The organism is Salinivibrio proteolyticus (assembly GCF_027286365.1).
Classification (GTDB): Bacteria; Pseudomonadota; Gammaproteobacteria; order Enterobacterales; family Vibrionaceae; genus Salinivibrio; species Salinivibrio proteolyticus.
Genome location: NZ_CP114584.1, coordinates 2,666,823 through 2,687,608, shown reverse-complemented (window position 1 = coordinate 2,687,608; position 20,786 = coordinate 2,666,823). Strand labels below are relative to the sequence as shown.

The following is a 20,786-nucleotide window of genomic DNA, read 5'->3' as shown; positions in this document are numbered from 1 at the left end:
CAAAGACTATTTATTGTGCAGGCTATTTATGGGCGAGGTTGGCTTAAATCGACGCGATAGACCGCGAAGCCAACGTCATCTTTACCTGCTTTCGTCATCGCCCAGCGGCCTTTTTGCTCAATAAACTGCGCGGCTTTCTCGCTGGGTGAAGTTTCAAAGTGCACGATGGCATCGCCTTTTATTGGGGCGATGGACCAGTTGTTGTCAGCACTCACCGTGACTTGGCCTTTTTCATCACTCACGCGGCTGATGTAGTTGGCGACCACGGTGCGGTTTTCATCCGGCGCGGCAAAGGCAATATGATCGCTGCCGGTGCCCGGGAACTTCGCCCCATAAGCGCGATAGTTGTTGGTAGCGACCAAGAAGGTTTGCTCGGGGTCAACCGGTTTGCCTTGATAGGTGAGATTGACGATTCGTGATGCGTCTGGATTCACTTCATTACAATCGCCGTCGTAACGAGCAGGTTGAGTAATATCAATTTGATATTCTACCCCGTCAATCACATCAAAGTTGTAAGTACGGAACCCGTCCCAGTTCACAAGCGTCTGAGGCTGCTTCGCATTGGGGTTGATTTGGTTAAATTGGCCAGCGCTGCACTCCAGCCATTGGGTGAGTTCGGCGCCAGATACTTTCAGTGCGACCAAGGTATTTGGATACAGGTAAAGATCGGCGGCGTTACGGAAGGTCAGTTGGCCGGCTTCCACTTCGGTAAAGTTGCTCGGATCGTTTTTGCGACCACCGGCCTTAAAAGGCGCAGCAGCAGACAGTACCGGCAGCTCTGCTAAGTCGGGATCGCCTTGGATCATACGCTCGACATAGTCTTGCTGTGCCAAGTTAACAATCTGTACGGTGGGGTCGTCTTGGAGCAAAGCCAAATAGGAGTACATCACATCATTGGCTTGGCCAATTGGCTGATTAACGAACTCACGGGTGGCATTGTGGTCTTTTTCAACGGCGTTGAGCAGGGCTTTATCGGCATCGACCAACGCTTTTCCGCTGGCCCGGTCAAAGATCGGGCGAGCATGCGCTTCACTATCCACCACTTGCCACTGACCATCGACTTGCTCGAGCTTCAAATCTATCACGCCGACATGGCTACCCCAGCGACCGGCCATCACACTGGCCACGCCATTGATGGTGCCCTTTTCAATATCGGCACCGGGAATATTGGCAAAATCATCGCTTGGGAATACCGCGTGTGAGTGACCAAAGGCAATCGCATCAATGCCATCGACTTCTGAGAGGTAATAGACAGAGTCTTCAGCCATCGCTTTATACGGTGCTTGAGAGACGCCAGAGTGTGGGATTGCCACCACTACGTCCGCGCCTTTGGCTTTCATCTCTGGAACAAGCTTTTCAGCGGTTTGCTTAATGTCTTTGGCAATGACTTTGCCTTCAAGGTTGGCTTTATCCCACGTCATGATTTGAGGCGGGACAAAGCCAATGTAACCGACTTTTATGGTGTGGCTGTCACCGTCTTCATCTTTGAGTTGGTATTCTTTAATTAAATACGGGTCAAAGTAATGCTCGCCAGTCTCTGCATCAAACACGTTGGCGTTGATATACGGGAAGTTGGCGTCATTAATCGACTCTTTTAAGAACGCTAAGCCGTAGTTGAACTCATGGTTACCGATGTTACCCACTTCATAATCGAGCAAGTTCATCGCTTTATATACAGGGTGCACCTCACCGGGTTTGATACCTTTGCTGGCCATGTAATCGCCCATTGGGCTGCCTTGCAACAGGTCGCCATTATCGACCAAAAGGGCATTTTGTGCCTCATCACGCGCTTGTTTCACCACAGTGGCGGCGCGGACCAAGCCGATTTTTTGCGAGGGCTTGTTTTTGTAGTAGTCGTAGTCCATCACGTTGGTGTGAATGTCGGTAGTTTCAATCACACGTAGGTTAACGGTGTCGGCAAAGGCACTGCCAGAGGCAGCAAGCAGGCCGGCAACTACCGCTGTAGCGACCGCAGAAGGCATCAAACGCATAACAAAGTCTCCAGTAAAAAAGTGTGCGTCAGGTATCAAGCGGCGCCATTATGCAACTTACATTATGACAAAAGCTGTGGTCTTGATCGTCTTCTGTCATTTTGTCGGAGTTGAGTGTTGAGGAAAGCGGCATTTTGAGACCGTCATCATTGCGTGGTAGATGGACGTCAGGGTTTTAAGCGGATAAGTACGCGACTATTAATCACAAAAAAGAATAAAAAATGAATTTATAGAATTTCAGGTAATAGTTGCTGGGCGATATAGTGGCTGCATTGTCATCAAGGGAATGCGCGATCATGGATTATCTCCCCCTCTTTGCTCAGCTTAAACAGCGTCCTTGCCTCGTGGTAGGTGGCGGCGAAGTCGCATGGCGCAAAACGCGCATGTTGCTCAAGGTGGGCGCGGCCGTCACTGTGGTTGCCCCTGACGTCGACCGTGAAATTGCGGAGGCGCAAGCGCAAGGAAAGCTGACGGTATTGCGTGAGGCGTTTCGTCCCGAACATCTGGACGGAAAGATGCTGGCGATTGCGGCGACTGACAATGCCCTCGTCAATGAGCTGGTCTCCACCGCCGCTGATAGCCGCAATATCTTGGTCAATGTCGTTGATGACACCCCTAAATGCAGCTTTATTGTTCCTTCCTTGGTTGATCGCTCTCCCATCATTATTGCCATTTCATCGGGCGGTAAAGCGCCAGTATTGGCGCGGATGCTACGTGAAAAAATTGAAACCCTGGTGCCTCAGCATATTGGCAAGATGGCGGCAATGGCGGGTGCGTTTCGCGACAAACTGAAAGCGCGCATTCCGACCTTAACGGGCCGGCGCAAATTCTGGGAGGCCGCTTTTAGTGGGCGGTTTGCCGATTTAGTCGCGGCGGGCAAACACCAGCAAGCCGAACAAGCGCTGGAGCAGCTTAGTGGACAAATCACCACCCAAGGCGAAGTGGCGTTGATTGGCGCCGGGCCAGGGGATCCGGGTCTATTGACCTTGCGCGCGTTGCAATTAATGCAGCAAGCCGATGTGGTGCTTTACGACTACTTGGTGGCTGAACCGATTATGGAGCTGTGCCGCCGAGATGCGGAGCTGATTTGTGTGGGCAAACGGGCGAGCTACCACAGTGTGAGCCAAGACGACATTAATCGCCTGTTGGTCGAGCATGCTCAAGCGGGAAAACGGGTGGTGCGCTTAAAAGGAGGCGATCCTTTCATGTTTGGCCGTGGTGGTGAGGAACTACAAACCCTTGCCAACGCCGGTGTCTCGTTTCAAGTGGTGCCCGGGATCACTGCGGCAGCAGGGGCGACGGCCTATGCCGGTATTCCGCTCACCCATCGCGATCATGCCCAGACCGCGCTGTTTATTACCGGTCATTTGAAAAAAGAACAAGACACCTTGGAGTGGGCGACCTTAGCCCGCCCGCGTCAGACCTTGGTGATTTATATGGGCTTGATGAAGTCGGCCCATATTCAAAGCCAACTGATTGCTCACGGTCGATCGCCGGACACCCCTGTGGCGGTGATTGAAAACGGCACGCGTCCGGAGCAGAAAGTCTTTACTGGTCAACTCAACAACTTACCGTCGCTGGCGGAACAAGCTGCGTCGCCCGCGCTGATCGTGGTGGGCGAAGTGGCGGCACTCGCCGGTCAGCTGACATGGTTTGGCGAGGGGCGCGCGGTAAGCGATGCCGACCCCACGCAAGCCCCCACCGCTGTGGTTAACTTCGCTTAAAGGATAGTTAGGATGGATGCAAAAACACTCACTCACCTCCAGCAGTTAGAAGCCGAGAGCATTCATATACTGCGGGAAGTCGCGGCGGAGTTTGATAACCCCGTGATGCTGTATTCGATTGGCAAAGACTCGTCAGTGATGCTGCACTTGGCGCGCAAAGCTTTTTACCCCGGCAAGATCCCGTTTCCACTGTTGCATGTCGATACCGACTGGAAGTTTCGCGACATGATTGCCTTTCGCGATCGCACCGCTAAAGAGCTGGGGCTAGATCTGATTGTGCACAAAAATCCAGAAGGGATGGCTCAGGGGATCAATCCTTTTGATCACGGCTCCGATAAGCACACCGATATCATGAAAACCCAAGCGCTGAAGCAGGCGCTGGATCAGCATAAGTTTGATGCGGCATTTGGCGGCGCGCGTCGGGACGAAGAAAAATCCCGCGCCAAAGAGCGCGTCTATTCGTTCCGCGATAAGAACCATCGCTGGGATCCGAAAAACCAACGGCCAGAGCTGTGGCGCAACTATAACGGTCAAGTGAATCCGGGCGAGAGTATTCGCGTGTTTCCGCTCTCCAACTGGACTGAGCTCGATATCTGGCAGTACATCTATCTGGAAAATATCGACATTGTTCCGCTTTATTTAGCGGCCGAGCGCCCAGTGGTAGAGCGCGATGGCACCTTGTACATGGTGGATGATGGGCGGATGCCGATTGGGCCCGACGAAACCGTGACTCATAAATCGGTGCGTTTTCGCACCCTAGGCTGTTACCCGCTTACCGGGGCGATTGAATCTACCGCGACCACCTTGCCAGAGATCATCGAAGAGATGTTGGTCGCTACCTCAAGTGAACGCCAAGGACGGGCGATCGACCACGATCAGTCCGGATCCATGGAGCGCAAAAAGCGTCAGGGTTATTTCTAAGGAGCAGTCATGAATCCAGCAATTCAACAACAGGTGGCCGATCTGGGTATTGAGGGTTATCTGCAACAGCATCAACACAAAAGTTTATTGCGCTTTTTGACCTGTGGCTCTGTCGATGATGGTAAGTCGACTTTGATTGGCCGCTTGCTGCACGACTCACAGCAGATCTATGAAGATCAGCTGGCTGCTGTTCATGCCGATAGCCAGCGTGTTGGCACCACGGGCGAGAAACCGGATCTGGCGCTATTGGTAGACGGCCTACAAGCCGAGCGCGAGCAGGGGATCACCATTGATGTGGCGTATCGCTATTTCTCCACCTCCAAGCGTAAGTTTATCATCGCCGATACCCCGGGCCATGAGCAGTACACCCGGAATATGGCCACCGGTGCGTCGACCTGTGATGTGGCGGTGATCTTAATCGACGCGCGCCACGGCATCTTGGATCAGACTCGTCGCCACTCGTATATCGCTAACTTGCTGGGTATTCAGCATTTTGTGGTAGCGGTGAACAAAATGGACTTGGTGGCATATAGCCAAGCCCGGTTTAATGAAATTCAAGAGCAGTATCTGGCGTTTGCCGATCAGCTCAACCCCGGCTTGTCAGTGTCTATGGTGCCTTTGTCGGCACTCGAAGGCGACAACGTGGTCAATGCCAGTGACGCGATGGCGTGGTATCAAGGCGAGCCGCTGCTCAGCCAGCTAGAAGCCATCGACATTGAAAAATCGCGCGGGACGGGTGCGTTCCGTTTTCCGGTGCAGTATGTCAATCGACCGGATCTGAACTTTCGCGGTTACGCGGGCACCCTTGCCAGTGGCGAGTTGCATGTGGACGATGAGGTTAAGGTACTCCCCTCTGGGCTTACCGCGAAGGTCGCGCGCATCGTCACCTTTGACGGTGATCGTGAATTTGCCTTTAGCGGTCAAGCGGTCACCCTCACTTTAGATAGAGAAATTGATATCTCGCGCGGCGATCTCTTGGTGCGAGCGGATGATGACGTGGCGGTGGGGCAACGATTTGATGCCGACGTGGTGTGGATGACGCAAACCCCACTGGCACCGGGGCGCGAATACGACATTAAGTTGGCCAGCAAGAAAACCTCGGCGCAGGTTGAGGCACTGTCGTATGGGGTCGATGTTAATACGCTTAATACTCATGACGCAGACACCTTGCCGCTCAATGGCATAGGTCGTTGCACCTTGACCCTGAGCGAAGCGGTGCCGCTGGATACCTATCACGATAGCCCGAATACCGGTGGCTTTATCCTGATTGATCGCCTCACCAATGTGACGGTTGGCGCGGGCATGATCCGTCATGTGGCGGAGGCGCAGCCGCAAACCACCTCGTCGTTCTCAGCGTTTGAAATTGAGTTAAACCAGTTGATCCGCAAGCACTTTCCGCATTGGCAAGCGCGGGATCTACGCCAACTGGGGTAAACGATGAGCTGGCAAGAAACCACGGTACTCACCTTGCTGGTGGCGATTGTCGCCGGCTTGGTGCTCACTCGAATAAAGCCTGTGCTCTTGTTTGCGGGGGCTGCGTTTGTGGCTTTCCAAACTGGACTCACCTCGGTTGAAGCGCTGACGGCGAACTTTACCGCGCCATCACTGCTGACCTTGGTATTGCTGATTTTGGTTTCTTGTGCGTTGGAGAAAACCCATTTGACCAGCTGGGTTGCGCAGCAGGCGTCGCACGGCGCACTCCCCACCGTGATTGCGAAATTAGGTATCTCAAGTGCGCTGCTATCGGCGCTGGTCAATAACACAGCGGTAGTGGTGTCCATGATTGGCGCGATCAAGCGCAACCGACGTCACTCACCTTCACAGCTTTTGATCCCATTGTCATATAGCGCCATTCTCGGCGGCACCCTAACCCTGATTGGCACGTCCACCAATCTCATTGTGAACAGCTTTGTTGAGCGGGCGGGTTTACCCAGTTTGGGCTTTTTCACCCCAACGGTCATTGGTGCTGCTGCATTGGTGGCAGGGCTATTGGTATTAATTCCGTTTAGCTATCGGTTGCCACGCCATGATGGTGAACAAGAAGAGAGCTTGCCGTATGTGCTCGAAGCACGGTTGGCCGCCGACTCCCCCTTATGCGGTCGCAGTGTCGCAGACAATGGCTTGCGGGCACTACGCCGCTTGTACTTGGCCGAAATTCATCGTCAAGACGGCATTATTGCGCCTGTGTGTCCGGATACGCCGTTATTGGCCGGTGACAAGTTGCAGTTTGCCGGCGATGTGGAAAGTGTCGCGACCTTGCAAGAGATCCCAGGCTTGACCTTGTTCGGCCAGCATCACATTGATGGACAAAACTTGATTGAGGTGGTGGTGAGCCACAGCGCCAGCATTTGTGGCAAAACCCTCAAAGCTGCCCGATTTCGCGAGACCTTTGATGCCGTGGTGGTCGCCATTCGCCGCGGCCATGAAAAACTCGACGGTGGGCTGGGTAATATTCCTTTGCATGCCGGCGATACGTTGGTGTTGGTGCCGGGCAAAACCTTTCGCCAAGACAGCCAAGCGTTACGGCGTGAATTCGTGCTCTTTAATGGTTTGGAAGCCAGTACCCGTCTTTCCGAGCGTAAAAGCGTTGCGGTACTGGCGGGATTTGTCGCGGTGATTGGCGCGGCCTTGCTCACCCCTATGCCAATTCTCAATGGCTTAGCCGCTTATTTGGTGGTGTTGCTGGTCACCGGCATTATCTCCTTGCACGATTTACAACGCCGATTTCCGGTTGAAGTGGTGGTGATTGTCGGCGCGGCGCTGACATTGGCACAGCTTATGTTGGCGTCAGGGTTGTCGGCGCGCTTTAGTGATTGGTTTATGGCGACCTTTACCGCAGGGGGCGCGATAGGAGCGCTGGTGGCTGTATACTTACTGACCTTGTTACTGACCGAGCTTATCACCAACAATGCCGCGGCGGCGCTGGCTTTCCCGCTTGGCTATAGCCTGGCGCTAGGGTATGGGGTTGATCCTATGCCTTTTGTGATGGCGGTGCTGTTTGGCGCCAGTGCCAGTTTTATTTCCCCTTACGGGTATCAAACCAATTTATTGGTATACAGCGTGGGAAATTACCAGCTACGTGATTATTTGCGTCTGGGACTGCCATTATCTGTGGTGTATTCCGCAGTAGTGCTCACCCTGTTACCGATTGTTTTTCCTTTAACGGCGGTCGCCCCTTAATTATGGCGTGGCCAACGAAATAGCGGAGACTTTCATGACTGACACTGTATCTGCGTCAACTGATCCCAATGTGATCTGGCATCAGCATCATGTTGACCAAGCCCAGCGCAGTGAACAAAAACAGCAGCAACCTGTGGTGCTTTGGTTTACCGGCTTGTCTGGCTCGGGCAAATCGACCATTGCTGGTGCGTTGGAGGCCGCCTTGGTAGCCGAAGGGCACCATACCTATTTGCTGGATGGCGATAATATTCGCCATGGATTGTGTCGCGATCTGGGTTTTTCCGATCAGGACAGAGCCGAGAATATTCGCCGGATTGGTGAAGTGGCCAAGTTGATGACCGATGCTGGTCTGATTGTCCTCAGTGCTTTTATCTCACCGTTTCGCGCGGAGCGAGAGATGGTGCGCGAGCGTTTGCCAGAGGGGCAGTTTATCGAAGTCTTTGTCGATACGCCGCTGGCGGTGTGCGAGCAGCGCGATCCAAAAGGGCTGTACAAAAAAGCGCGCGCTGGCGAGATCCCTGCGTTTACCGGCATATCGTCAGATTATGAACCGCCGCACGCACCGGCGATTCATTTAACTGGCGATCAGCGTGTTGCTGAGCATGTGGCGGTCTGCCTTGATGTGTTGCGCGATCGGGGGGTGCTGCGCACCTAAAGGTATCACGCATGGGTGTTGACGGTATCGCCAATATCGCTGTGCATCTCAAAGCCTTCGGCGAGTAATTCACAAATGGCGTGGTGGTAATCGGGATGCACGCGTTTACCGACCAGTTTTGCTAGCTCATGGCCGGTGGGACTAAAGCGGTAGTAATAAAGACGCATCCCTTTGTGGAGCGGGGTAAGCATGTATTGGGTGTCTTGCAGTTTAAACGGCATCGCTGGTTGCATTTCAATCACGCCGGATTCGAGCTCAGTGCGCAGGATCAGCCCCAAGTCCATCAATAGCATTAAGTCGGTATAAGACAGTTGATAGTGACCCAGCGAAAGCTTATGGGGCGGCTCTGGGCGTAGCAGTTGCACCAAACCTTGGCGGCGGCGAAAACCGGTGACTAGCTTTTTGGTGCTGTCTTGCCCAAACGTGCTGGATAAGGCACAAGCGCGTTGCAGTGCTTGTGCTTCACGTTGCGTCATGGTTTCGAGAATGGTCAGGGCTTTAATCGAGGTGCTGCCGGGGCGGAGCATTTCTTGTTTGAGGATTTTCGCCCACAATTGCTGCATCGCGTGGCCGTGAATATTACGGGCTAAATCGAAAAAGCGAACCAGCCAATCAGGGTCGGGAGTGTGGGCGGTTTCGCTGTGACATTGGTCGTAGGTGAGCGCGATGATGGCTTCGAGATTCGCTTGCTGCTTTTGCATCACATGGCGTTGTCGGTTGGCACTGCGATGAGCGAGATCTTCTTGTTCGACCTCTTGCAGGCGCGCATCGACGTGATACTCACTGGCAATCGCTTTTAGCCGCCCTTTACTACCGCGAAGATCGGCGTCTTCTTTACAATTCTGTTCCTGATGTTGCCGTTTATCGGGATGGGCATCGATGACTACGGGTTTGTCTTGCTCTGCCATGCGCGTCTCACACTGATTGTCAGCAAAATTTAATGCTGGCAAATATGTTAATTAAAGATTAAATTTGTTAACATTATGAGCGTTAACAATCAAGTGTAGGGATGCGTGTGCGTAAGCAAAAACTCAACCCCATCAATCTGCTGTTGATTGCCGTGTACATAGGCGCACTGGCGATCTTGTCTCATTATATTGCCTGACAATATCGTGTGCGCCGATCGGGCTCACTGATTGATAGGGATTTATTCGTCGTCGTAGTCAGTTAATTGTGTGCCTTGTAGCACATAATCCACTTCTGCCAAGTCATGGCTGACATGTTCGGTTTTCAGCGTGCCTTCGACATAAACCACATCCCATAACTGTTGAATCGGCGCACCGCCAGCAAACTTTACATAAATTATCTGATTCGGGGGTGGGGGTGGAACATGAATACAGGCGCCAAGAAAGGGCACCAGCAGGAATTCCGTGACCACTTTATCGTCGCCTTCCAGTGGGATCACAAAGCCGGGAATTTTGACTTGGCTGTTGTTGAGCTCTGGGCGAACCGAGCCAACTAAGCTTTGCGGGTTTTCACCGTCGTGATTGATTTCTGGCATACCCCGACTATCGAATTGAGCACGTTCGTGCTCAGGAACCAAATCAATCCAATCCAGTTTGAGTGGTTCATTGCTCGCCCACGAAGGCGAGCTCAACACACCGCTCAGTAAGGCAATAAGCCCGAGCATTATTCGTTTTTTCATCTGTTATACCTTAATTGTCATGCCATCGGCGAGCGCCTGTTGGTAGGCGCGCCAAGCCGGAATTAATCCCACGATAAAGCCAGCGACCAATACACCGGCCATCAGTGATAGCTCGTAAGAAGACGGCCAGTCGAGTGGCAAGAACAAGCCAAATTCACTGAGAATATAGGGCTGCGCCAGCGCGAGTCCACCATAAAGTAGGAGCACGCCAACGACGATTCCCGCAAGGGTGATCGCGACCGCCTCACTGACCAGAAGCAAAATAATATGCAAAGGGCGCGCGCCCATCGCACGTAAGATTGCCATTTCTCGTCGACGTTCATTCAAGCTAGTGAGCAGGCTTGAGAGCATACCCAACAGCCCCGCGACGGCCACAAAGCCAGAGATCACCAGCAGGGCTTGTTCGCCAACTCGCATCATGTCCCATAGCTCGTGCAAGGCAATGCCAGGCATGATGGCGGTTAACGGTTCGCGTGGATAGGTGTTGACCCAACGTTGGACAGCGAAGGTTTTGATTTTGCTTTTCAAGCCCACCATCACGGCGGTGAGTTGCTCCGGTTGCAACTCGCGCTGTTGCGCTTGCGCTTGGGTCAGGCCTTGGCCGAGTCGTGCGCCACTTTCCCAGCCGACATGAATCGCTTCGATGGCCTCGAGCGACACATGCACGCTACGGTCGACGGGAGTGCCTGTGGGTGCCAAGATCCCAGTGACCGTAAAGGGCAGGTTGTCATGCTGATTAAAGCCTTTGTCGGCCAGTCCATGGGCAATGACCAGACTATCGCCCATCTTGTATCCCAGCTCTTTCGCCACTTGGGCGCCAATCACGGTATCAAATAAGCCGGAAAATGGGCCGCCCTGGCGAAAGGCCAGTGGCTGCTTTTGACCATACTGGTAATGGTCAAAGTAATCATTGGTGGTACCAACCACGCGAAAACCTCGGTGAGAGTCCCCCAGTGAAATAGGGATGGTCCAACTCACATCCGGATGCTCACCAAGGCGCTGGTAACTGTCCCAACCGATATTGTTGGTGGCGTTACCGATTCGAAACACGGAATAGAGCAGTAAATTGATGGGGCCGGAGCGGGCGCCGACAATTAAATCGGTGTTGGAGATGGTATTGGCAAAGCTGGCTTTGGCTTGGGTGCGCACTTTTTCCACCCCGAGCAAGAGCACCACGGCAATGGTGACGGTCAGCAAAGAAAGCAGTGCGGTGGCGCGGCGATTCTTGAGGCTTTGCCCTGCTAATCCTAACAGTGAAATCATTGGTTGGCCTCCTCGCGCTGTATGGCGCGATTAAGCGCGGGAAGCGAGACATCGCGGTCAAATAAGGGCGCCAATTGGCTGTCATGGCTGACAAACAATAAGCTGCTGTTGGCTTCCCGGCAGCGGTCTTGAAGCAACTGAATAAAGGTATTGCGAGTGTCCGCATCGAGTGCAGAGGTCGGCTCGTCAGCGATAATTAACGCCGGTGCCCCAATTAATGCCCGTGCCGCGGCGACTCGCTGTTGCTGGCCGATACTCAGCGCAGTCACTGGCTGATGGTAACAGTGTGCGGGAAGACCAAGCTTATCGAGTAAATAGGCGGCCTCTTGGTGTGCAGGCTGGCTGAGTGCCTGACGCCGCGTGTGAGAAAAGCGCAGCGGAACGGTGACATTATCGATCACCGACAAATAAGGCAGCAGATTAAATTGCTGAAAAATATAACCAATATGGTTGGCACGGAATTTATCCCGTTGGCGATCATTCAGTGCGGTAAGCGCTTGATGATTGACCGTTAGCGTTCCCGATTGTGGGGTATGAATGCCTGCAATCAGGCTCAGTAGCGTGGATTTCCCGCTGCCACTGGGGCCTTTTAAAAATACATGCTCGCCCTCACCGACCGCAAAGCTATCGATATCTAAGATCGGTTGCGGCTGAGCTGGCCAAGTAAAACGTAGTTGTTCGATGGTTATCATGCCTGACAGGGGCGCTGGATGCGCCCCGCCTCCTTGTTCACTACCACTGGATGTGCGACTTGGCACGATTCAAGGTTTCGACCCAGACCTTGTCATCAGTAAAGGCCTGAATTTTGACGGTTTCTGTGTTGGGGAATAGGCTAAACCAATCAGTTTGCAATTCGGTGAAAGCTTGTGGGTTTTGGCAAACGAATTGGTAGTTTGCCGATAAGGTGTTGTGGTTACCGTGATCATGCCCATGGTGATCATCATGCTTGTCGTGATCATGATGGTCCTCATGCGCATGGTGGCTGTGATCATGGTGGTCACCATGATCCTCATGAGGAGCATCTTTGCCGTCTCGGCCATCGCGACCGTCACGATGGGCGTGGCCATCTTCGCCATCTTCACCGTGAATGCTATTGTGCTCATGCTTGTGGTCATGGTCTTCAAAGCTGCTCGTGATCTTGACGTCGACCAGCTGGCAATTCGCCGCTTCAGCAAGCTGGAAGCGTTTCCCGCCATCACGCAGTAGTGCATAAGCATCTTCGAGCGTTTGCTGATCCTTGGCGTTTTTAGGGTGGTGCTCAAACCCAACCACATCATGGCCGGGCGCGGTCAGTTCAATCAGCACGCGCTCACCGTCTTGGGCAAGACTTGCGGTGACTTCACCGTGCACATGGGCATCGAACGACTGATAGTTGGCTTCGTCAGCAAATGTGGCTGTGGACGCGGTTGCGATAGCCATGGCGATAACATTGGGTAAAAAACGCGTTTTCATTGGGTTCTCCTAGTGAATAAATGGGTTAAATCATTGCGGTATTTATTCAACTAGGTGGGTCGCGTGCCGAAAAGGCAATGGCGATGTGGTAAGCCTGAGCTGGCTTTGAGAGTGCAATAATCTCGTTGACGACATAAGTGGGGGCGGGCGCTGAGACCGCATACGCGATCAGTGCGGGAGGCGCCAAATGACAGAGGCTGCAATGTTCGCTGTGATGTGTGGGCGTGAAGGTATCGAGGTGATGACGCGCCCACAGCCCAGATTGGCTGAGTATGACAATCAACAGCAAATGGACGATCAATGGCCGAGTCATGCAGGCATCCACACCTTCAAAAGTAATGTAATAACATAACAATTATAACCATCGACGCCAAGTGTTGAAAAAACGCGGGCCTTGCCCGCGCATGGCACTATTGATTGACCAGTTGAGTCACTAAGCTAATCACTTGGTTCACTTCGTCGGCACTTAATTTGCCTTCTTTGACAAAACGCACCGTGCCTTGGTCGTCGAGTACCGCGATCAGCGAGCTTTCTTCTTTTAAGCGCCACGCCTTTGCGACACTGCCGTTTTCGTCGAGCACAATTGAGGACCAACTAAAATCCCGCTTACTGTCTTCCGCCGACGATTTGACAAAACCGCCGGTGCCCCAAATCGCATCATCTTGATTAATGATGGTGGTGGTTTGGTAGCGAGAGTCGTCAAAGTCTGCGGCGGTGATGGCTTCCATCAAGGGGGCATTCATTTCTTTGGCGCTGCTGCGTCCGGCGATGGCTTGGATCACGCGTACTTTGCCCGGCAATTGTTCGGTTTGCCAAGCTTGATAAACAATATCGTCGCCATTCAAGGTCAGCTCGCCGTGCTCGGCGACTTTGGCTGAAGGTAAAGGTGCACCATTTTGGATCGTATGCGCCCAAGTGGTGCCTGTGAATAGCGCAAAGGTGAGAGCAAGTAGGGTGGTCTTTTTCATTCTTTATCATCCATGTCTGTGGTCATTATTTGGCATCAGGTGCCAAGTTATCTATGGTTACGCCAGACGGTGAGTTGTGCCAAGTGGCAAAGGTTAATCCGTGCGCAAGATCGGACTTTTCTGCGTCGATCGAACTTGCGCTGCAAAACGTATTTATCTAAATCGGGAACTTCTGTTCGCAAGCAGGCTCTAATGCTGTGATTGCCATCTTATTGAGGTGGCACTTTGCTTGCTTAGCTTTATACGCGGAGATTGCCAGATAATATTCGGCGCTCCAAGGTGGCAATATCATACGGCCATCGTGGCTGTGAAAGAAATGAATTGCCGTTTCGGTCTGATTAGACAGACTTTGAGAACAAGAAAGGGATCCTTATGCTTAGAATCTTTCGTCAATATCGGCCAACCCAGATTGCGCGGTATGTGAAACGATTTTTTAAGGGCCGACTCTATATTGAAGGTGTAGGCGCGTTTGAGTTTGATGGTGGACGTTTACTACCGCCCGGGCATAGTGATAGACGTGCACTGTCGGTGATGACTGAGGTGAATAAAGAAATTAAAGCCATGGCCATTACCGCATAAACATCGCCACACTGAAAAACACGTCCAAACGGACGTGTTTTTTTATGCCTCGCCATTTAGCGGTGGTTAATTGCCAAAGGCTTATTGTGGTGGAAAACACACACCTGTGCCACCCAAGCCGCAGTAGCCTTGCGGGTTTTTGTGTAGGTACTGCTGGTGGTCAGTTTCAGCAAAGTAGTACGCGCCAGCCGGTGCGATCTCAGTGGTGACCGCATCTGACTTGCCGGCCTCTCTCAATGCCGCTTGGTAGGTCGCCAGACTTGCCTCGACGCTGGCTTGGTCCGCCGGATCACAATAGTAAATCGCCGAACGATATTGCGGGCCAATGTCATTGCCTTGACGCATGCCTTGGGTCGGATCGTGGTTTTCCCAGAACACCGCCAGTAGGGTGTCTAAACTCACCACGGACGGGTCGAAAATCACATTGACCACTTCGGCATGGCCGGTTTGTCCCGTGCATACGTCTTGATAACGCGGATGTTGGGTGACGCCGCCACTGTATCCGACCGAGGTCATCACGACACCCGGCTGTTGCCACCATTTGCGTTCGGCACCCCAAAAACAGCCCATGCCAAAAATAACCTGTTTTTGACCGGCCGCGGGGGTGGCCGTGATAGGCTGATTAAATACCGCGTGCGGTTCGGCTGGAACAATCGGGTCGGTGCGATCGGCTATCGCATTCTCTGGTTGGGTAAAGGAAGATTGCATCGACATAGGCATCCTTTGACTGCTGTGGTGTAAAAGCGCAAAGCGGACTGCTGTGCGCGTCAGTGGGTTGGCATACAGGCATGGATTCCGCATCTTGTCATCAACATGATGCTGGCATCCTGCCCCGCTCAACACGTAATATGGCAAGATATCATCAATTTAGCCGGGCGACACCCGGGTATTGGATCTCACTGCATGAATATACGGCTATTCCCCCTATTCGCGATCGCTATCAGCGTGATATCTAGCATCGCCCATGCGGAAGTCGACATTGATATTGAAGGGCTCGATGGTATTGCACAAGACAACGTCGAGACCTATTTAGCCGCGATTGCTCCAGAAGAACGGGACGGTTCCTACCGCTTTATTGCCCGCGTTGAGCAGGATGTGCGTAAAGCGCTGCAAGCGGTGGGGTTTTATCAGCCTAAGATCACTACGCGAATGGACGGAGACGCTACGCTGGAGGTCAAGGTTGATCCGGGCAAACCTGTTCGCTTGGCACAAGTGGATGTGGTGTTTAGCGGTGAGGCGGGCATGGATGACGATTTTCATGCTCTCAAGGCTGACGGGCCGCAACCGGGCGAGATTCTTAACCACGGAGACTATGACTCCCTGAAAAGCCAAATCCAAAGCTTGGCGGTGAAAAAGGGATACTTTGATGGTCGTTTTACGCAAACACGTCTCGAAGTCTCTCCTACCCGCCAACAAGCGTTTATTCGTTTGCACTTTGCCAGTGGCAAGCGTTACCACTTTGGCGCGATTCGTTACCAAGGCTCACAAATTCAGTTGCAGCGTCTTGATACCTTACGTGGTTTTTCACCGGGCGATCCCTATCAGGTCTCGGCATTGGGTGAGTTTAACCAAGCCCTTGCCAACACCGGGTGGTTTTCCAGTGCGCTAGTCCAAGCGGATATGGAAGAAGCTGAGGACACTGAAGTACCGATCAAGGTGACGCTGACCCCCGAAGCACGCAACAAGTTTGAAACTGGGATCGGGTATTCCACCGATATCGGCCCGCGGCTCAAGTTTAATTGGCGCAAGCCTTGGTATAACTCACGCGGCCACAGTATCACGACATCACTGGCGATTTCTGAGCCCGAGCAGACGTTGACCTCGACCTACAAGGTTCCCTTGGAGGATGTTTCCCGCGAGTATTATCAAGTGCAGTTAGGGTTACAAAATACCGAACAACGCGATACCTCCAGCCTCGAGGTATCGACCTCGATTTCCAGACATTGGCTGTATGATACCGGCTGGCAACGCAGTGTCTCGTTACGCTGGCTGTATGAGGACTACACCCAAGGGCAAGATGAAGATAGCGTCAGCGTGGTGCTGCCTGGGATCAATTTTACCCGCACCCGCACCCGCGCTCGCGGTGGATTAATGCCGCATTGGGGAGACAAACAATCCATTAGATTGGAAGCGGCCGATCCGATTTGGCTGTCCGATATCAGTTTGGTGCGCTTGCAAGGGCGGAGTGCGTGGATTCGTAGTCTCAATAAAAACCATCGCGGCTTATTACGTGTTGATGGTGGTGCTCTGATTTCTGAAGAGTTTAGTGAAGCGCCGCCATCGTTACGCTTTTTCGCCGGGGGCGATAACAGTATTCGCGGTTATGGCTACGAGACCGTTTCGCCTGTCGATGACAGCGGTCAGCTCAGTGGCGCTCGCTACATGTTAACCGGTACGTTGGAATATCAGTATCGTCTGGGAGGCAACTGGTGGTGGGCATTATTTGCTGATGGTGGTGACGCGTGGACCCACAATTTATCGTGGAAGCGTGCGGCTGGTACCGGTATTCGCTGGTCATCGCCGGTAGGCCCGATTCGTCTTGATATTGCGCGTGGCTTTGATAATGACGATGATGATTTTCGTATACACCTTACGCTAGGGCCTGAGTTATGAGTCGTTGGTTAGTCAGGCTAACGTTTATTGCGTTAATCAGTATTTTTTCTTTGGTGGGGTTGGTAGCGGCCGCACTTTTTACACCTGTGGGCTTGCAGCTTGGGCTGTGGGGCGCGCAGAAAGCGCTACCTGCGCTATCAGTCGATGAGGCCGACGGCAGTCTACTCACCGGCTTTGTGCTGCAAGGGGTGCGCTATGATGATGCGCAGCTGCAACTGAATGCCAATCAGCTAAAGCTTGTTATCCAAGGTAAGTGCTTACTGACGCCTGCGCTTTGTATTGATCAATTGGCCGCCGAGGGGGTCACGCTTGATATTGATTTGCCGGCGAGTGAGGAGGATGCATCCTCGCAAGACGTATCCACGCCGGCAATCCAAGCGCCGTTGCCTATTCATATCAACGCCTTTGCCTTTAAGGATGTGGCGATTCAGGTTGCCGAGCAGTCAGTGAGTTGGCATCAACTGCAAGGGGGCGTGCATTTTGTTGGCGACACCTTAACCCTATCGCCGACCGATTGGCAGCAGCTGGTGGTGAGCCTGCCGAGCGACACCGAGTCTCAAGAAAACACCGACCAAGCGGTCGGTAAACCGGATGGCGCGGTGGCAAGCCCGTCATGGCATTATCCGGGGCTGGAATTACCCACGGTGGCGTTGCCGCTGGCTATCGAGGTAGAGCAGCTTCGCCTGCAAGATACGCGGATTGAAGCGGGCACAGTACAAACCCTCTCAGCGTTATCTTTGGCGGGTAGCGTTCGAGGCAGTGCGGTGACTATTGATAGTTTCTCGGTGACCGCCCCCCAAGGCACGGCGAGCCTTGCAGGTGATATTACACTTAAAGGTGAGTACCCACTTACCTTGCAAGCCCAGTTGACCAATAACCTTGCTCCCCTTCAAGACCAAGCTTTATCGCTGTCAGCCTCAGGAAGCCTAACCGCGCTTAAGCTAAGCGCGAATGCACGCGGTCCGGTGACGGCGACACTAGAAGGAGAGGCAAACCTGCTGACGGCAAACTTACCTTTTGCGGTGCAATTGGAGAGCAAAGCCTTGGCGTGGCCGCTGACGGGGGGCACGATCGCGGCATTGCGCGAGCTACACTTTCACGCCGATGGCGATCTATCTGACTATCAGCTTGGCTTACACACTGACGTTGATGGCCCTGATGTGCCAACCACCCAGCTAGATCTTGCCGGAAAAGGCAGCCTGACGGCGCTGACTCTCTCGCAGCTTGAAGCTAATACGCTTGGAGGTAAGGTGGCCGGTCGTGCCAGCGTGGATTGGTCCAGCGTACCTTTTTGGCAAGCTGAATTAGGCTTTGCCAACATCCAACCTCAGCAGCAATGGCCGGAGATCACAGGAGATCTAACCGGCGCAATCAGCCATCGTGGCCGCTTAACGGCCCAAGGCGGGTGGGAGGTATCTGTGCCTACGTTGGTGGTGCATGGGGAGTTGCAAAAACTGCCGCTAGCGGTCGCGGGCGCGCTTAACGCGCATGATCGTGATGGCGATGGTCAGCCGAGCGTGTCGACACCGGGATTGACGCTGTCACACGGCCCCAACCAAGTGACGGCGCAAGGACAAGTGCGTGATGAGTGGCAAATGGGACTGTCGGTCGATATTGCCGATTTATCGCAATCCTTGCCGATGCTTACTGGTGTGATCCGCGGCGATGCGAAACTTAGCGGGCCGTTTGCGCAGCCAACCGCAAAGCTGGCGATTCATGCTAAGCAATTGCGTTGGCAAGATGTGCGCATTAATCAGCTAACGGTAGACGGTGATCTGACCGTAAAAGATCGCTTGGGTGGTGATTTGACGGTGTCGGTATTGGGCGGACGCTATCAAACCGCGCGCTTGGATAACCTCGATTTAACTGTGCGCGGTGATGAAGCGGCCCATCAGCTAGATTTGCGCTGGCAAGGGGCACCGGCGTCTGGCGCGTTACGTATTGAAGGCGCGTTAGCGCGAGAGACAGGCTGGAAAGGGCGATTACTTGATACATCGGTGAACGTGGACGATCTTGGCGATATTGTGCAGCAAAGTGCGGCACCCATTGCGCTCAGCTTCGCCGATATGCAAACCGAGATTGGCGAGCATTGTTGGCAGTGGCAAGCGACGTCTTTGTGCTTATCGCAACCGGCGACAATCGGCGCGCAAGGGGACGTGGCCGCCAAGATTGAAGGCTTTGAAGCGTCGCAAATCGCTGCCTTCTTACCGCCGGAATGGCAACTTAATACACGTGCCAATGCCGCGGTGCATGCACGCTGGCAGCCTGACGCCTCGCCGGATGTGCAAGCCTCGATTGATATCGCGGATGGCAATCTACGCCAGCAGGCCGACACGCCACTGGTGATTGGCTGGCAGCATGCCAACCTCAATGCGCGTTGGCATCAAGATGCACTGCAAGGCGCACTGGCACTCACCTTGTCTGAGGGCGGCACACTGGCATCAGCCTTTACCTTGAATGATCTGTTAGCGTCGACACGTACGATTGATGGGAATGTGCACGTGAATGCGGTGCAACTTGCCAAACTGGAACCCTTACTCGGCGGCGACAAACAAGCCGATGTTAATGGCGAAGTGAATGCTAACTTACGCGTTAAAGGCCCGATTACATTGCCACAAGTCTTTGGCGAGCTTGATATCAGCGCATTACGTGTGAAAGGGCTATCATCGCCGGTTGATGTTAATGACGGACAGGTGACGGTCAACTTGGATGGTCAGCAAGGACAGTTAACCGGCCAGCTGATTACTCCCGATGGCATCTTGCGCCTCAAAGGCGAGGGTCGATGGCCGACCGTGAGAGATTGGTTGTTTAATCTGAATGTCGCGGGCGATGCATTGCGGGTGAATGTGCCTCCGATGGTCCGTCTTGATGTCGCGCCTGACTTAACGGTTTCAGCAACCCCGGAACAAGTGGCGATTCGCGGCGATATTGAGGTGCCATGGGGACGGATTGAAGTGGAACATTTGCCGGAATCAGCCGTTACTGTGTCGGATGATACGGTGATCCTCAATCAAAATTATGAGCCTGAAGACGCGGAACAAAAAGACGCGGTTCCCTTTAATTTGGTCACGGATGTGCGCTTAGTGCTTGGCGATGAAGTACGGCTGGCAGCGTTTGGCTTGAAGTCGCGTTTGGCAGGTGAACTTAACATTAAGAACAACCGCAAAGGCGCCTTGATTGTCGGCAACGTGAGCTTGCTGGAAGGGACCTATCGCTCATTTGGACAAGATTTGATTATCCGTAAAGGGGAGATCCTATTTAATGGCCCCGCGGATCAGCCGTATTTGCAAGTCGAAGCGATTCGTAATCCCGAGCGCACTGAGGGCGATGTGGTCGCGGGGATCCGGCTCACAGGGCCTGCCGATGAGCCGGTGGCGACTGTATTTATGGATCCGGCCGGTTCACAGGCCAATGCCTTGTCATACTTGTTACGCGGCCGCGCGCTTGACGCTGGCGCCGGTGATGCCAATATGACCTCGATGCTGATTGGTTTGGGCTTGGCGCAAAGTGGCAAACTGGTGGGCGAGATTGGTCAGGCGTTTGGGGTCGAGGATCTCACTCTCGATACCTCTGGTGCCGGCGATGAACAAAAAGTCGAGGTCTCGGGATATATTCTGCCTGACTTGGAAGTGAAGTATGGGGTGGGGATCTTTGATGCGATAGGGGTGTTCACGGTACGCTATCGATTGATGAAATATCTCTACCTTGAAGCGGTGTCCGGTGTCGATCAGGCGGTGGATCTGCTCTATCAGTTTGAGATTAAATAGAAAAAAGCCCGCGTGTTGACGCGGGCTT

General features: G+C 53.3%; 17 protein-coding genes. 9 read left to right on the top strand and 8 right to left on the bottom strand.

What is annotated here, in order from left to right:
* Positions 1 to 26 precede the first annotated feature (26 nt).
* Positions 27 to 1,991, bottom strand: coding sequence for a bifunctional 2',3'-cyclic-nucleotide 2'-phosphodiesterase/3'-nucleotidase (locus tag N7E60_RS12555; RefSeq protein WP_269597647.1), 1,965 nt, complete (start codon positions 1,989 to 1,991; stop codon positions 27 to 29).
* Between the two features lie 296 nt (positions 1,992 to 2,287).
* Between N7E60_RS12555 and cysG the strand changes: the two genes are divergently transcribed.
* Genes cysG through cysC form a run of 5 tightly spaced genes read left to right on the top strand, consistent with a single transcriptional unit; the run spans position 2,288 to position 8,471 of the window.
* Positions 2,288 to 3,715: a siroheme synthase CysG gene (gene cysG, locus N7E60_RS12550; protein WP_269597646.1), complete on the top strand. Its 1,428-nt coding sequence runs from the start codon at positions 2,288 to 2,290 to the stop codon at positions 3,713 to 3,715.
* 12 nt (positions 3,716 to 3,727) lie between these two features.
* Entirely contained in the window at positions 3,728 to 4,636 is a 909-nt protein-coding gene (gene cysD, locus N7E60_RS12545; RefSeq protein ID WP_269597645.1) for a sulfate adenylyltransferase subunit CysD, read from the top strand.
* Between the two features lie 9 nt (positions 4,637 to 4,645).
* Positions 4,646 to 6,070 carry a sulfate adenylyltransferase subunit CysN gene (gene cysN, locus N7E60_RS12540; RefSeq protein ID WP_269597644.1) on the top strand — a complete coding sequence of 475 codons (1,425 nt, stop codon included), beginning with the start codon at positions 4,646 to 4,648 and terminating at the stop codon, positions 6,068 to 6,070.
* A 3-nt stretch (positions 6,071 to 6,073) separates the two neighbouring features.
* Positions 6,074 to 7,816 (top strand): SLC13 family permease, encoded by a 1,743-nt coding sequence (locus N7E60_RS12535; RefSeq protein WP_269597643.1) that lies wholly within the window; start codon positions 6,074 to 6,076, stop codon positions 7,814 to 7,816.
* Positions 7,817 to 7,850: 34 nt separating this feature from the next.
* Positions 7,851 to 8,471: an adenylyl-sulfate kinase gene (cysC, locus tag N7E60_RS12530; protein ID WP_077660533.1), complete on the top strand. Its 621-nt coding sequence runs from the start codon at positions 7,851 to 7,853 to the stop codon at positions 8,469 to 8,471.
* Positions 8,472 to 8,476: 5 nt separating this feature from the next.
* Here the strand turns inward: cysC and N7E60_RS12525 are convergent, their stop codons facing one another.
* The 5 genes from N7E60_RS12525 to N7E60_RS12505 all read right to left on the bottom strand — a co-directional run bounded on the left by N7E60_RS12525 (position 8,477) and on the right by N7E60_RS12505 (position 12,831).
* Positions 8,477 to 9,379: a TIGR03899 family protein gene (locus N7E60_RS12525; protein WP_269597642.1), complete on the bottom strand. Its 903-nt coding sequence runs from the start codon at positions 9,377 to 9,379 to the stop codon at positions 8,477 to 8,479.
* A 239-nt stretch (positions 9,380 to 9,618) separates the two neighbouring features.
* Complete coding sequence (locus tag N7E60_RS12520) at positions 9,619 to 10,116, bottom strand: DUF3299 domain-containing protein (RefSeq protein ID WP_269597641.1); 498 nt, start codon at positions 10,114 to 10,116, stop codon at positions 9,619 to 9,621.
* A gap of 3 nt (positions 10,117 to 10,119) precedes the next feature.
* Positions 10,120 to 11,379, bottom strand: a complete 1,260-nt coding sequence (locus N7E60_RS12515) for an ABC transporter permease (protein ID WP_269597640.1) — start codon at positions 11,377 to 11,379, stop codon at positions 10,120 to 10,122.
* Positions 11,376 to 12,071 (bottom strand): ABC transporter ATP-binding protein, encoded by a 696-nt coding sequence (locus tag N7E60_RS12510; protein WP_269598589.1) that lies wholly within the window; start codon positions 12,069 to 12,071, stop codon positions 11,376 to 11,378. The genes N7E60_RS12515 and N7E60_RS12510 overlap by 4 nt, the downstream gene beginning before the upstream one ends.
* Before the next feature lie 40 nt (positions 12,072 to 12,111).
* Positions 12,112 to 12,831: a ZrgA family zinc uptake protein gene (locus tag N7E60_RS12505; RefSeq protein ID WP_269597639.1), complete on the bottom strand. Its 720-nt coding sequence runs from the start codon at positions 12,829 to 12,831 to the stop codon at positions 12,112 to 12,114.
* A gap of 187 nt (positions 12,832 to 13,018) precedes the next feature.
* Here N7E60_RS12505 and N7E60_RS12500 point away from each other — a divergent pair, with 187 nt between their 5' ends.
* A complete protein-coding gene (locus N7E60_RS12500) occupies positions 13,019 to 13,183 on the top strand; it encodes a hypothetical protein (RefSeq protein ID WP_269597638.1) in 165 nt (54 codons plus the stop codon).
* Between the two features lie 58 nt (positions 13,184 to 13,241).
* On the opposite strand, the gene N7E60_RS12495 is transcribed toward N7E60_RS12500, so the two are convergent.
* Positions 13,242 to 13,799 carry a YtfJ family protein gene (locus tag N7E60_RS12495; protein ID WP_269597637.1) on the bottom strand — a complete coding sequence of 186 codons (558 nt, stop codon included), beginning with the start codon at positions 13,797 to 13,799 and terminating at the stop codon, positions 13,242 to 13,244.
* 372 nt (positions 13,800 to 14,171) lie between these two features.
* On the opposite strand from N7E60_RS12495, the gene N7E60_RS12490 reads away from it, so the two are divergent.
* Entirely contained in the window at positions 14,172 to 14,378 is a 207-nt protein-coding gene (locus tag N7E60_RS12490) for a DUF1107 domain-containing protein (protein ID WP_069589637.1), read from the top strand.
* 81 nt (positions 14,379 to 14,459) lie between these two features.
* Here N7E60_RS12490 and msrA read toward each other — a convergent pair whose 3' ends face one another.
* Complete coding sequence (gene msrA, locus N7E60_RS12485) at positions 14,460 to 15,098, bottom strand: peptide-methionine (S)-S-oxide reductase MsrA (protein WP_077662803.1); 639 nt, start codon at positions 15,096 to 15,098, stop codon at positions 14,460 to 14,462.
* 183 nt (positions 15,099 to 15,281) lie between these two features.
* Between msrA and tamA the strand changes: the two genes are divergently transcribed.
* Entirely contained in the window at positions 15,282 to 16,991 is a 1,710-nt protein-coding gene (tamA, locus tag N7E60_RS12480) for an autotransporter assembly complex protein TamA (protein WP_269597636.1), read from the top strand.
* Positions 16,988 to 20,758, top strand: a complete 3,771-nt coding sequence (tamB, locus tag N7E60_RS12475; RefSeq protein ID WP_269597634.1) for an autotransporter assembly complex protein TamB — start codon at positions 16,988 to 16,990, stop codon at positions 20,756 to 20,758. Before tamA ends, tamB begins: the two co-directional genes overlap by 4 nt.
* Positions 20,759 to 20,786: the final 28 nt, after the last annotated feature.